Here is a 12,632-nt window from a genome sequence, read left to right on the forward strand (position 1 = left end):
GATATTAATCGGTGTAGCCGGTTAGAGGAGGGGTTAAGGATGACGAAAAAAACAAAAAAAGATGGCGGAACAAAGCAAAAAGGAAAGCATAAGCCAACGCATAAAACAAGCGGTAGTGCGAACGGACAAAACGGATATCATTAAAAAAAGAAAGGCTGTCGCCCCCGACAGCCTTTTATTCTGCAATTTCTTCGTAATGATAATATGTTTGGTTGTAAATATGTTCGATTTCTGCATCGGTCATGTACACAAGCTGCTCTCTCGTCATTCCTTTTACTTTCTCGATAAACTCAATCATATTTTTCCGTTCCGCTCTGCTCATCGTTTTTCGCTCCTTTGTTCTGTTTTAAAACAGTTTATTTATTTGTTATTTGTATTATATAACAGTGCGAAAAAATCGGTCAACACTTTTTTTAAAAAATAGGCAAAAAAAATGGAAGGCTACTTTGCAGCAACCTCCGTCCGTTTGTTATAAAACAGCGCGACTGAAACGAAGAAAAGAAGAGAACTAATGGTGAGAAAAAAGCTCCCGTGTGGTTCGTATTGAAGCATCATGCCGATGAAAAGCGGGCCAAACATGCTGCCGACGCTATAAAGAATGCCAGAAAGCAAATTGCCCGTCGGCAATAGATGTTTCGGAAGCAAATCTGCCATATACGTAATTCCAAGCGAGAAAAGGGAGCCGACAAACATCCCAGCAACAAAAAAGCAAAGGAATAAACCCGCAGAGTGAAGAAAAAACAGGGCACTGATAAAACTTGCTGTCCCAATCCATAGCGAAACAATAAGCACACGCTTTCGATAAAAATGATCGCTTAGCATGCCAAGTGGCAGTTGAAACAAAATGCTGCCGATCGAAAAAGCAGGCAACAATGAAGCCACCTGTTGCACCGATAAATGTTCACGAAGTGCATATACTGGAAAAATGCCGTGAATGGCAGCCTCTAAAAATCCGTAAGTAAATGGGAGCAACAGCGCTGCCCACGCATATTTCCACGTTTCCGAAAAACGATGTGTTGCGCTTTTCGGGGCGTCTTTTGTTGGTTCTGGCCGTTCGTTTCGCAACAAAAACACCATCGCCCAGCTAACTAAACTAAGCAATGAAGAAACGAAAAACGGCAGCGCTTCCTGTTTTTCGACGAGCGACGCAACCATCGGTCCGATGGCAAATCCGATGCCAAAAGATAACCCATAGAGCGACACGTTTCGCCCGCGGCGATGGGGAAGAGAAAAATCGGTAATCCACGTTTGGACGGCAAAATGAAGCATATGGTCCCCGATTCCGATGACGAAACGCAAGAAAAACCAAAACAAAAACGACTCCCATAGTGGAAAAAGGGCGAGCGATAATAGTACAATAAAACCACCTAGTATAATCATGGGCTTGTATCCATATTTTCGTAACGGTTTTTCCATAAACGGGGAAACGAGCAAAATGCCGATATACATCGCTGTCGCATGCACCCCATTGATGGAAGAAGAAACACCATGTTTCTCTAATAAAATTGAAATTAGTGGAAGAAGCATCCCTTGCGATAACCCAGAAATGGCGACAACGCTAACTAAAATGAACAGCCGCATAACGAATTCCCCCGTTTGTTAAAAGTGCATCGATTATCATCGTACATAGTTCATGGAAGAAAGACAAGCAAAAAGAGGTGAGCGATATGGAATTTACAATGAAAGAAATTGGCTTTCGGACAACGTTCGAATATGGGGAGTTGCACGTAGCTGGTGATGAAGCACACGGTTTCCGACCGTATCAGTTGCTCGTTTCCTCGGTTGCGGTGTGCAGCGGTGGGGTGCTAAGAAAAATATTAGAAAAAAAGCGGCTTCCTGTACAAAACATGACGATTCATGCCAACGTGACGCGCAATGAGCGAGAGGCAAATCGCGTCGAAGCAATTCACCTTCATTTCGTGCTCGAAGGAGAAGAGCTAACGGAAGAAAAAGTAGCAAAATCGCTAGAAGTCACACGGAAAAATTGTCCGATCGTTCGGTCGGTCGAGGGATGCATTCGTATTACGGAAACATTTGAAATTAAAAAGGGGTTGGAGAATAACGATGAATAAAGTGTTTGCGCTGCTCGTTTTAGCTGGTGTTCCACTTTCTATCATTGGAGGTCTTTTTCATTGGCCTTCCGTCGTCATGTTTGCGGTATATTGCGTGACGATTATTGCATTGGCAAGCTATATGGGAAGAGCGACGGAAAGTTTAGCCATCGTTGCTGGCCCACGCGTTGGCGGATTGTTAAACGCCACGTTTGGCAACGCGGTAGAGCTTATCATTTCCGTTTTTGCGCTAAAAGCAGGACTTGTCGGAGTCGTCTTAGCCTCGCTTACCGGTTCAGTATTAGGAAACTTACTATTAGTCGCCGGACTATCGTTTTTCGTCGGCGGACTTAAATATAAACGCCAAGAATTTAACGTCTATGATGCTCGCCATAACGCAGGATTGTTAACGTTTGCGATTTTAGTTGCGTTTGTCATTCCGGAAGTGTTTTCTTTACATATGTCAGAGGCAGAAACGTTGTCGCTTAGTATCGGCATCTCTGTCATTATGATCATTTTGTATGTAGCCGCGCTTTATTTTAAATTAGTGACGCACCGCGGGGTATACCAACATAAATCAGACGAAGTAGAAGAGCATGAAGAACCGGAATGGGGAAAAGGAAAAGCGATTGCGATTTTAGCACTTTCGACGCTTGCTGTTGCGTACATTTCGGAAAAGCTTGTACATACGTTCGAAACGGTTGCCGAGTCGTTTGGCTGGAGCGAGTTGTTTATCGGGATTATCATCGTCGCCATCGTCGGCAACGCGGCAGAACATGCTTCTGCAGTCATTATGGCGTATAAAAACAAAATGAATGTCGCGGTAGAAATTGCGATTGGCTCGACGCTGCAAATTGCGATGTTTGTCGCCCCTGTTTTAGTGCTCGTTTCGCTTCTCTTTCCGACGAGCATGGCGCTAGTGTTCTCGCTTCCGGAGTTAGCGGCGATGGCGACATCGGTCTTGCTTATGATCGTTCTTTCGAATGATGGCGACACGAACTGGTTTGAAGGAGCAACGTTACTGGCGGCATATACAATTATGGGTATTGGTTTTTATTTGCTGTAAAAAAGAGGACTCTGTCAGACGGCAGAGTCCTTTTCCTATTATAAAAAATAGGAGGAAAAACAGCACATGTGTATATAGTATATCATGTTATTAGAAAATTTCAAATATTAAAATAAAAATATTATGTATTCTCGATGGATAAATGCGCTTTTTTTGAAAAAAATAACGAGGAAAGCAATAGAAAGGAGTAGATGCAATGAGAAAATGGTTTCTTGCTTGCGCGATAAGTTTGTTCGTCGCTTATTCTCCAGCGCTAGCTATTGCAGCGACGCCTGTCGACATTTCAAAAGAAAATACGTATCCAAATCCGACACAAGATTTGCCGTACTTGCAGCCGAGCCCGTTCGCCAAACAACTAATTGAAACGGCGAACGTCAAAATTGAAAATCCTGAACTTATTCGATTGTTAAACGAGTCATCGGTATCTAGCACCCCGTTTGCGCTCGGCTATCGGGCAACGATTTATTTAGGGCAGTGGCCGTTGAACTATCAATCGTTAGAAACATCGACGAATTGGGAATATCAAAAAGTGAATACGAACTTTTTAGACAATCGCGGCGGCAATACTGCGCAAAAGCTGTATTATAAACAAGAAATGCAAAAACATATCCGCGGCGGGCTAACAGCGCCAGTGCCAAACGAAGAAGCAGTGAAAAAAATGATGCTCCTTACGGCGATGAAAAAAACGAATTTACCGCTATCATTTAGCACCGTCATCGGCATTGGCACGAAAAAAGATCAGCCGTATCAAGTGCCTGTCAAAAAGCTCGGCTATTTGTATGCGTTTAGTCCGGCGGTCAATGAAAAAGGAAAAGTGACGTACGGGGAAGTATACATCGTACTAAAAGGAAATAAAAAGAAAATTGTCGTCAAAAACGTGATGACACAAGGCGTCGGTGCATGGATTCCGGTGCAAGACCGGCTGTCGTTTTTGTATATTATAAGCGATCAGCCACGATAAAACGTCAAGGCAAGCTGCCTTGACGTTTATTTCGTCAGATGCGTTTTCCGTGTCGTAAAATCAACGGTTGGATAATAAATGTTTTTGACGAGCACATTTGGTCCTAGACATTGCACGGAAGGACAGTGGCAGTTTAATTGCTTAGCGAGCGGCGAGCGCATCCATTTTTCGTACGCTTCTAGCAACGTATCGTGCTGGATGTTGCCAAGCGACGGCTCATCGCCGAAATCGGTTACGATGATTTCCCCTGTGAAAATGTTGACATTTAGCCGGGAACGCCCATCGGGGTCGTTGCGCACGGTGACGTTTTTGCTTTCGTATAGCCGTTTTAACAAGGCAAGGTCTTCTTCGTTGTCGCTGCACGGATAAAACGGAAGCGTGCCAAACAGCATCCAGACGTTTTCATCGCGGACGTCTAGCAAATGATGAATCGCTGCTCGAAGTTCAGAAAGGCTGACCGTTTCAAGTGCACTTGCAAAATCGCTCGCATACATCGGATGCACTTCATGCCGCTTACAGTGCATTTCTTCGACAATTTGTCGATGAATCGTTTCTAAATGTGGCAATGTTCGTTTATTAATCATCGTTTCTGCAGAAACAAACACTCCCATTTTGGAAAGTACTTTCGCGTTTTCAATCATTCGGAAAAAATACGCTTCCCGTTGTTTTCGGCTCGGCTTTTTCTCCATCATCGCAAAGCCGCCCTCGACGAAATCGTCGATTGTGCCCCAGTTATGGGAAATGTGTAAAACGTCTAAGTAAGGGATAATTTTTTCGTATCGTTCCAAATCAATCGTTAAATTGGAGTTTAGTTGTGTGCGTACGCCGCGTTCATGCGCATATTTTAAGAGTGGCACGACGTATTGTTCGACAGACTTTAGCGAAAGCATTGGCTCGCCGCCAGTAATGCTTAATGAGCGCAAATGCGGAATTTCATCAAGCCGCCGAATCAAAAGCTCTACACGCAGCGCTTCTGGGTCTTTCGTCTGCAACGTATAGCCGACGGCACAATGCTCACAACGCATATTGCAAAGCGTCGTTGTCGTAAACTCAATATTCGTTAGCTGCATGCTTCCATATTGCTTTACATCCATATATGCTTCCCACGGATCGAACGATGGGGTAATCGGTTCAAATGTTATCTGAGTCATACGCGTCTCCTTCACTATCGAAAATTTAACCATGTCCATTATAGTCCATTGTCATTTTTTCAACAATCGGGTACGATGGAAAGGAAGGGAGAGAAACAATTTGGGCAATGCAGTGTACGAAAAAGATCTACAACTAAAATATTTAAAAGAGCGGTTGAATATGCTTTTGCATATGCTCGATTCCCTCGATCCGGAGTCGACGGATGTCGACGACATTGACCGTCTTCTTGAGGTAATTGATTCGCTTGAAGTGAAGTACGAGCAATTCAAGAAAACGTGGTGAAAAGCTGGAGCATCCAGCTTTTTTCTTTTTTTGGTCACCATCCGTTTTCATTGATTGGGAAAAAGCAGTATAATAAAGGGGAAAAAGATGGACAAAGGGGAAGGGGCGTTACGCATGGAAAAATTTCAAGAAAGCATGTATCAGCTGATTGTCGAAACGTCAACCAAATTGCCGAAAGATGTGCGACGGGCGATTGCGAAAGCAAAGCTGCGTGAAAACGCAGGCACTAGGGCGGCAATGGCATTAACGACAATTGCGGAGAACATTCAAATGGCAGATGAAAATGTTTCGCCGATTTGCCAAGATACGGGGATGCCAACGTTTAAAATTAAAGTGCCGGTTGGCGTCAACCAACTGAAAATGAAAGAGGCGATTCATCGAGCGATCGCTCAGGCAACGAAAGACGGCAAACTTCGTCCAAACTCGGTCGATTCGCTCACTGGGGAAAATAGCGGCAACAATTTAGGCGATGGCGTGCCAGTCATTAAGTTTGAACAGTGGGAGAAAGATTACATTGATGTTCGCTTAATTTTAAAAGGTGGCGGCTGTGAAAATAAAAATATTCAATACAGCCTTCCGTGTGAACTAGAAGGGCTTGGTCGTGCTGGTCGCGATTTAGATGGGATTCGCAAATGCATTTTGCATGCCGTCTACCAAGCGCAAGGGCAAGGATGTAGCGCAGGCTTTATTGGCGTTGGCATCGGTGGGGATCGCTCCTCTGGCTACGAATTAGCGAAAGAGCAGCTGTTCCGTTCGGTCGACGACGTCAATCCAAACGAAGAACTTCGCAAGCTCGAAGACTATATTATGGAAAACGCGAATAAGCTTGGGATTGGAACGATGGGCTTTGGGGGCGAAACGACACTTTTAGGCTGTAAAATTGGCGTCATGCACCGCCTTCCAGCGAGCTTTTTCGTTTCCGTTGCCTACAACTGCTGGGCGTTTCGCCGCTTAGGAGTGAAAGTGAGCCCAGAAACAGGTGAAATTCAAGAATGGCTTTACCAAGAGGGAGAAAACGTCGATTTTGCGAAAGAGCTAGAAAAAGCAGCGCAATCCGTACCGGCAGAAGGGCGTGAAATCGTTCTAGAAGCACCGCTAACGGAAGAACAAGTGCGGCAGCTAAAAGTTGGCGATGTTGTCCGCATTAACGGCATGATGTATACAGGCCGCGATGCGATTCATAAACATTTAATGGACCATGATGCACCGATTGACTTAAATGGGCAAATTATTTATCACTGTGGACCGGTGATGCTGAAAGACGAGAACGGCAATTGGCATGTCAAAGCGGCAGGTCCGACGACAAGCATTCGTGAGGAGCCTTACCAAGGAGAAATTATGAAAAAGTTTGGCATTCGCGCGGTGATTGGTAAAGGCGGCATGGGCGCCAAAACGTTGGCGGCGTTAAAAGAGCATGGCGGCGTGTACTTAAACGCCATCGGTGGTGCGGCGCAATATTATGCCGATTGCATTAAGTCGGTCGAAGGCGTTGACTTTTTAGAGTTTGGCATTCCAGAAGCGATGTGGCATTTGCGTGTCGAAAACTTTACAGCCGTTGTGACGATGGACTCGCACGGCAACAGCTTGCACGAAGATGTGGAAAAATCATCGCTTGAAAAATTGGCGCAATTGAAAGAACCGGTATTTAAATAATAGATGAACCCCGCAACCGTCGCGTTGCGGGGATTTTTGTTAAAATTTGTCGTGGGTAAAGTGCTGGAAATGGAAAACCCTATATGTAGTAGCTTTTTTAAGAGGGGGATTGCGGTGAACCGTTACATGTTTTTGTTGCTAGCGTTTATCGTTTCGTTTGCACCGTCATCTGTTTATGCGCTGTCGAACGAAGCGATTCATTGGGGGTTTTCCAAAAGCAAAAACCACGAACCACCTTCTGCTGGAAAAGAATGGGATGCGCTTCTTGCGAAATACGACGCGTTTTATTTAGGAAATCCGCATGAAAAGGCGATTTATTTAACGTTTGATAACGGCTATGAAAACGGCTATACGGAACAAATTTTAAACGTGTTAAAAGAAAAGCATGTGCCCGCCACTTTTTTTGTTACAGGTCATTATTTAGAAACGGCGCCAGAATTAGTGAAGCGAATGGCGAAAGAAGGGCACATTATTGGCAACCACTCTTGGTACCATCCAGATTTGACGACGGTAAGCGACGAGCGGCTACGTGCGGAACTGGAGGCCGTGCGGAAAAAAACGGAGGAATTAACCGGGCAAAAAGGGATGATGTACCTTCGACCGCCAAGAGGCATTTTTAGCGAACGGACGCTCGCTATCGCTCGTGAACTTGGCTATTACCACGTCTTTTGGTCGCTGGCGTTTGTGGACTGGCACGTTGATAAGCAAAAGGGATGGGAATACGCCTATAATAATATTATGAAGCAAATTCATCCTGGAGCGGTCATTTTGCTTCATACGGTTTCTAAAGACAATGCCGAGGCTCTAGCAAAAGTGATTGACGATTTACGCAAACAAGGATATACATTTAAACGGCTAGACGATGTAATGATGGAAAAAACGGGGCTTTCCCCATGGCTATTTGCCCTTTGACTTTGTGCAAAGGGCTTTGTTTCGTTATAATAAAGGAAAAAAGGTAGGAATCGAGATGTGGCAACAACGAATCGAAGTAGAGGCTCCATACGATTTTTCACGTGTATTAGAGCGGCTTAGACAAGATCCGTTATCTGTAGTAGATGTCGGCAAACAACAGCTAGTCTTGCCTCTTTATATAAATGAAACTCCTGTTGCTGTTTCCGTTCGCAGTATCGGCACAAAACAAGCACCGGTTTTTCTTGTCGAGGCGCAGCACGAACAATTCAAAGAAGCGATATTGTCACGGTTGTTTCGCATATTGCATTGGGATCGCTCGCTTTTGCCGATTCATGAACATTTTTTGCAAACGGAGCTGCGGGACATTTTTCGTGAACATGAAGGGACACCGCTTGTGTTAGAAGCGGATTTATATTTTTGTTTAATCAAATGCATTATTCACCAGCAGCTACATATGAAAGTGGCGTACAAAATGACGGAGCGGTTTGTGAAAGCGTTTGGGCGAGAAATGGACGGCATATGGTTTTATCCGCGCCCAGAACAAATCGCTCGCTTATCGTACGATGAGCTGAGAGCGTTGCAGTTTAGCGGAAAAAAAGCGGAGTATATGATTGATATTTCGCGACTTGTTGCGGAAGGAAAATTAGCACTAGAGAAGCTAGCCGAAGCAACAGATAAGGAAATTATGGACACGTTGCTTCCGCTGCGCGGCGTCGGGCCGTGGACGGTGCAAAACTTCTTGTTATTTGGGCTTGGTCGCCCGAATTTATTTCCGAAAGCAGATATCGGCTTGCAGCGGGCGGTGCAAAAATTGCTTTCATTAGAAACGAAGCCTTCGATGGCGCAAATGGAGGCGTTAAGTAAGCGATGGGAGCCGTATTTAAGCTATGCATCGCTATATTTATGGAGAAGTATTGAATAGGAGAGAGAACAATGCTACAGCAAGGACAACAATTTCCACTAACGATTAAACGGCTCGGCATTAATGGGGAAGGGGTCGGCTATTTTAAAAAGCAAGTCGTATTTGTTCCAGGAGCGCTTCCAGGAGAAGAAGTCGTTGTTCAGGCGACGAACGTGTATCCAACGTATGCCGAAGGAAAAATTGTCCACATCCGCAAACGCTCCCCGCACCGCGTTAAGCCGCGCTGCCCGGTATATGACCGATGCGGTGGCTGCCAATTGCAACATCTGGACTACAACGCCCAGCTAGAAGCGAAGCGCGATATCGTTATGCAAGCGCTAGAACGCCATAGCCGATTAAATATAGAAGCGCTTGATATTCGTCCGACGATTGGAATGGACGATCCGTGGCATTATCGCAACAAAAGCCAATTTCAAACAGGAGTGAAAAAAGGGCGCGTCATCGCCGGGCTTTACAGCATGAACTCGCATGAACTGATTGACATTGACCGCTGTTTCATTCAACATGACGCCACTAACCGCGTCACAACGGTCGTCAAAACGATTTTGCAAGATTTGCGCATTCCGATTTATCACGAACGGAAGAAAACAGGCGTTGTGCGCACGATTGTTGCTCGTGTCGGATTTTTTACAGGCGATGTGCAGCTTGTCGTTGTGACGGCGACGAAAGAACTGCCGCGCAAAGAGCTGTTTGTAGCGGAAGTGAAGCGGCGGTTGCCAGAAGTGAAATCCATCGCGCAAAACATAAACGGACAAAAAACGTCGCTTATTTTTGGCGATGAAACGATCGTTCTCGCCGGTGAACCGTACATTCAAGAAGTGCTTGGCGACTTATCGTTTGAACTATCCGCCCGCGCTTTTTTCCAACTCAATCCGATTCAAACGGTGAAGCTATACGACGAAGTGAAAAAAGCGGCAGCGCTGACCGGACAGGAACGCATTGTCGATGCATATTGCGGTGTTGGCACGATTGGGCTTTGGTTGGCACGAGAGGCGAAAGAAGTGCGCGGCATGGATATTATCCAAGAAGCGATTGACGATGCGCGTCAAAATGCCGAACGTCACGGCTTCACCAACGTCACGTATGCGGTTGGAAAAGCAGAAACGTTGTTGCCAAAATGGGTGAAAGAAGGATGGAAACCAGACGTCATCGTCGTCGACCCACCACGAACGGGCTGCGACAACGCCTTACTAAAAACGATATTACAAGTCAAGCCAAAAACGGTCGTGTACGTTTCTTGTAACCCATCCAGCCTCGCTCGCGACATCGACACACTTGCGAAACAATATCGCGTCGAATACATTCAACCGTTCGATCTTTTTCCACATACGGCGCATGTGGAAAGTGTGGCGAAGTTAAAACTCAAATAAAATTGTTCTACTTTAACACATTCTGGAGGATAGAAATGGTAATATAAAAGCAGTGAATGTTCGTGGGGGGAATAGAAATGTCGGGGGAAACGTCACATGTAAATGTATTGAGTGAAGAAGAATCTAATAAAATGATTGAAAGGGCGAAAGAATTTTTTAGGAAAGAAATCGCTTCTAGCCATATACGTAACACAAAAAAATTGAAGAAATTAAAGGAATTTCATTTAAACCCGTTTTTAGACAAGTATAAAGCGAGATTTTTAACAGGGAATGACGATCCTGTTAGCATTGCAAAAGCGCTGGTTTACCCAAGAGTATTGGGGACATCTATTAACACAACGTTTGGAAATAAACTTCAAAAATTTTGTAGCGAAGTATTGGGGAGCTTTGCTTCTACTACAGCAGGGATAGACATTGAATTTATTGATAAAGTAGACGGAAGAAGAAAATATTGTCAAGTGAAAGCAGGACCCAACACTATTAATAAAGACGATGTAGAAACGATAAAAAATCATTTTGCAGGTGTTAAAAGGCTTGCGAGGACGAATAATCTTCATATTGGATTCACTGATTTAGTCGTTGGTGTTCTTTATGGTACACCTGGTCAGTTAAGCGGTCATTATCAAAAAATTAATCAAGAATATCCTGTCATTGTTGGGCAAGAGTTTTGGTACAGGCTTACGGGGATTGAAAACTTTTATCAAAGATTAACAGATGCAATAGGGGAAGTTGCAACAGAATTTGACTCTTCAAAGCTAATTGAGGAGATTATTGAACAGCTCGCAAAAGAGATTGAGAAAACGCTGAACGCTGATAAAGCAAAAGGAAATGCCTAGGCATTTCCCTTTTTGTTCATTTCGTTCAAAACTTTTACGATCGATAGACCTACAGCTTTAGCCATATGAACCGGAACAGCGTTGCCAATTTGTTTATAAGCATTGTTCATCGAGCAATCAAATACCCAGTCGTCAGGGAAGCTTTGTATTCTTGCATATTCTCTAACCGTAAAAGGTCTTGTTTCTTCTGGATGGCATCTTTCCGTTTGCTTTTGGGCAGGAGAACATGTTAACGTTAGGCACGGCTCGTCCCATGACAATCTTCTTGCCATTCCTGTTCTTCCGCCGCCTGAGTAGTAACTTTTTCCCATGTACTGTTTGGCAACTTCTTCTGGGAGATCCCTCCAATAACCGCCAGGAGGAACAAGTTCAAGAACTTTTCTCTTTTCTTCAGGGTATTTAGCGCCCTCGGATGGAGGAACATCTTGTAAAACATCTCTTAATGTCAACGTATATCCATATGGTTTAGGAAAACGATAAGAAATGCTATATTTTTCAACTAAATCTTTTCTTATCCCTATAATGAATATTCGTTCTCTTTTTTGTGCTACATCATAGTCTAAAGCATTCAATACTTTCCATTGAACGTTGTAGCCAATTTCTTCGAAAACGGAGAGCATCGTTGCTAATGTTTTTCCGTTGTCGTGGTTGACAAGCCCTTTCACATTTTCGGCTAAAAACATTTTTGGCTGCAGTTCTTGCAAAATCTTTGCGTAATAGTAAAATAATGTCCCTCTTGCGTCATTTAACCCTAGTTTTTTCCCTGCATAGCTAAATGACTGGCAAGGATACCCTCCAGATAACAGGTCGATGTCGTTTGGACAGTTGTTAATAAAGTTTTTTATTCCATGCTCAGCCACTTCAATAATATCTTTTTCGATTACGTTCCAATGAGGTCGATTTTTTCTTAATGTTTTGCATGCATATTTATCAATTTCTACTAGCCCCAAGGAGTGGAAACCTGCCATTTCAAGCCCAAGCGCTAACCCTCCGGCACCTGCAAATAATTCAACAGCTGTATATTGTTTAGCTGCAACGATATCTCTCACTTCTACACTATGGGAGCCTTCATAGTGAAAAACATTAACAGTATCTTCTATTTCAACATCAGTTCTTGTATCTATATCTCCTAAATCAAGCTCAAGTTGTTCGGAGTAAATGATATCTTCAATGTCTACTCCAAGTGTATGGCAAAGCTTTAAGGCGTTTGACTTGATAGGATTGAAGGTAGGGGAAAGGAGCATAGATAATTGGTTTTTACTAATTCCCATCTTTTCCGCAAGCTCTTTTTGCGTAGAAATTCCCGATTTCGTCATATACTTCCTAACTTTTTCTTTGCTAATGCTATACAAATTTATACCCCCGTAAAAGTTAAAATATTTTTTTAACTATTATATGGTTATTATATGTGATGAGAAGATGAGCGT

The 12,632-nt window shown here is 43.8% G+C and carries 13 protein-coding genes; 9 read left to right on the top strand and 4 right to left on the bottom strand.

From position 1 onward, the window contains the following. Positions 1–175: 175 nt before the first annotated feature. Both GGR02_RS05665 and GGR02_RS05670 read right to left on the bottom strand, forming a co-directional pair. Positions 176–322, bottom strand: coding sequence for a BH0509 family protein (locus tag GGR02_RS05665; protein WP_183183764.1), 147 nt, complete (start codon positions 320–322; stop codon positions 176–178). A 119-nt stretch (positions 323–441) separates the two neighbouring features. Next, positions 442–1,581 (bottom strand): MFS transporter, encoded by a 1,140-nt coding sequence (locus GGR02_RS05670; protein WP_183183765.1) that lies wholly within the window; start codon positions 1,579–1,581, stop codon positions 442–444. An 86-nt stretch (positions 1,582–1,667) separates the two neighbouring features. On the opposite strand from GGR02_RS05670, the gene GGR02_RS05675 reads away from it, so the two are divergent. The 3 genes from GGR02_RS05675 to GGR02_RS05685 all read left to right on the top strand — a co-directional run bounded on the left by GGR02_RS05675 (position 1,668) and on the right by GGR02_RS05685 (position 4,078). Continuing rightward, positions 1,668–2,072, top strand: coding sequence for an OsmC family protein (locus GGR02_RS05675; protein WP_183183766.1), 405 nt, complete (start codon positions 1,668–1,670; stop codon positions 2,070–2,072). Continuing rightward, positions 2,065–3,117: a calcium/proton exchanger gene (cax, locus tag GGR02_RS05680; RefSeq protein WP_183183767.1), complete on the top strand. Its 1,053-nt coding sequence runs from the start codon at positions 2,065–2,067 to the stop codon at positions 3,115–3,117. The genes GGR02_RS05675 and cax overlap by 8 nt, the downstream gene beginning before the upstream one ends. 196 nt (positions 3,118–3,313) lie before the next feature. After that, the gene (locus GGR02_RS05685) at positions 3,314–4,078 is read left to right on the top strand and encodes a YfkD famly protein (protein ID WP_183183768.1); all 765 of its coding nucleotides are present in this window, start codon (positions 3,314–3,316) and stop codon (positions 4,076–4,078) included. A gap of 26 nt (positions 4,079–4,104) precedes the next feature. Here GGR02_RS05685 and yfkAB read toward each other — a convergent pair whose 3' ends face one another. Then, positions 4,105–5,229 (bottom strand): radical SAM/CxCxxxxC motif protein YfkAB, encoded by a 1,125-nt coding sequence (gene yfkAB / locus GGR02_RS05690; RefSeq protein ID WP_183183769.1) that lies wholly within the window; start codon positions 5,227–5,229, stop codon positions 4,105–4,107. A gap of 100 nt (positions 5,230–5,329) precedes the next feature. Between yfkAB and GGR02_RS05695 the strand changes: the two genes are divergently transcribed. From GGR02_RS05695 to GGR02_RS05720, 6 genes are all read left to right on the top strand, one after another. After that, on the top strand, positions 5,330–5,512 hold the full coding sequence (locus GGR02_RS05695; RefSeq protein ID WP_183183770.1) for an SE1561 family protein: 183 nt from the start codon (positions 5,330–5,332) through the stop codon (positions 5,510–5,512). Positions 5,513–5,626: 114 nt separating this feature from the next. After that, complete coding sequence (locus GGR02_RS05700; protein ID WP_183183830.1) at positions 5,627–7,165, top strand: fumarate hydratase; 1,539 nt, start codon at positions 5,627–5,629, stop codon at positions 7,163–7,165. A gap of 126 nt (positions 7,166–7,291) precedes the next feature. Beyond that, positions 7,292–8,077 carry a delta-lactam-biosynthetic de-N-acetylase gene (gene pdaA, locus GGR02_RS05705; protein ID WP_183183831.1) on the top strand — a complete coding sequence of 262 codons (786 nt, stop codon included), beginning with the start codon at positions 7,292–7,294 and terminating at the stop codon, positions 8,075–8,077. A 55-nt stretch (positions 8,078–8,132) separates the two neighbouring features. Beyond that, positions 8,133–8,999, top strand: a complete 867-nt coding sequence (locus GGR02_RS05710) for a DNA-3-methyladenine glycosylase family protein (RefSeq protein WP_183183771.1) — start codon at positions 8,133–8,135, stop codon at positions 8,997–8,999. 11 nt (positions 9,000–9,010) lie between these two features. Next, on the top strand, positions 9,011–10,369 hold the full coding sequence (gene rlmD / locus GGR02_RS05715) for a 23S rRNA (uracil(1939)-C(5))-methyltransferase RlmD (RefSeq protein WP_183183772.1): 1,359 nt from the start codon (positions 9,011–9,013) through the stop codon (positions 10,367–10,369). 77 nt (positions 10,370–10,446) lie between these two features. Continuing rightward, on the top strand, positions 10,447–11,205 hold the full coding sequence (locus tag GGR02_RS05720; protein WP_183183773.1) for a PmeII family type II restriction endonuclease: 759 nt from the start codon (positions 10,447–10,449) through the stop codon (positions 11,203–11,205). On the opposite strand, the gene dcm is transcribed toward GGR02_RS05720, so the two are convergent. Then, positions 11,202–12,557 (bottom strand): DNA (cytosine-5-)-methyltransferase, encoded by a 1,356-nt coding sequence (dcm, locus tag GGR02_RS05725; protein WP_229706097.1) that lies wholly within the window; start codon positions 12,555–12,557, stop codon positions 11,202–11,204. The two genes, GGR02_RS05720 and dcm, sit on opposite strands and share 4 nt — an antisense overlap. Positions 12,558–12,632: the final 75 nt, after the last annotated feature.

Source organism: Anoxybacteroides voinovskiense (assembly GCF_014196205.1).
Taxonomy (GTDB): Bacteria; Bacillota; Bacilli; order Bacillales; family Anoxybacillaceae; genus Anoxybacteroides; species Anoxybacteroides voinovskiense.

What these genes read in the sequence shown, in the direction of transcription:
- GGR02_RS05665 (WP_183183764.1), bottom strand. Translation starts at nt 322, where the DNA reads ATGAGCAGAGCGGAACGGAAAAATATGATTGAGTTTATCGAGAAAGTA.
- GGR02_RS05670 (WP_183183765.1), bottom strand. Translation starts at nt 1,581, where the DNA reads ATGCGGCTGTTCATTTTAGTTAGCGTTGTCGCCATTTCTGGGTTATCG.
- GGR02_RS05675 (WP_183183766.1), top strand. Translation starts at nt 1,668, where the DNA reads ATGGAATTTACAATGAAAGAAATTGGCTTTCGGACAACGTTCGAATAT.
- cax (WP_183183767.1), top strand. Translation starts at nt 2,065, where the DNA reads ATGAATAAAGTGTTTGCGCTGCTCGTTTTAGCTGGTGTTCCACTTTCT.
- GGR02_RS05685 (WP_183183768.1), top strand. Translation starts at nt 3,314, where the DNA reads ATGAGAAAATGGTTTCTTGCTTGCGCGATAAGTTTGTTCGTCGCTTAT.
- yfkAB (WP_183183769.1), bottom strand. Translation starts at nt 5,229, where the DNA reads ATGACTCAGATAACATTTGAACCGATTACCCCATCGTTCGATCCGTGG.
- GGR02_RS05700 (WP_183183830.1), top strand. Translation starts at nt 5,627, where the DNA reads ATGGAAAAATTTCAAGAAAGCATGTATCAGCTGATTGTCGAAACGTCA.
- pdaA (WP_183183831.1), top strand. Translation starts at nt 7,292, where the DNA reads ATGTTTTTGTTGCTAGCGTTTATCGTTTCGTTTGCACCGTCATCTGTT.
- GGR02_RS05710 (WP_183183771.1), top strand. Translation starts at nt 8,133, where the DNA reads ATGTGGCAACAACGAATCGAAGTAGAGGCTCCATACGATTTTTCACGT.
- rlmD (WP_183183772.1), top strand. Translation starts at nt 9,011, where the DNA reads ATGCTACAGCAAGGACAACAATTTCCACTAACGATTAAACGGCTCGGC.
- GGR02_RS05720 (WP_183183773.1), top strand. Translation starts at nt 10,447, where the DNA reads ATGTCGGGGGAAACGTCACATGTAAATGTATTGAGTGAAGAAGAATCT.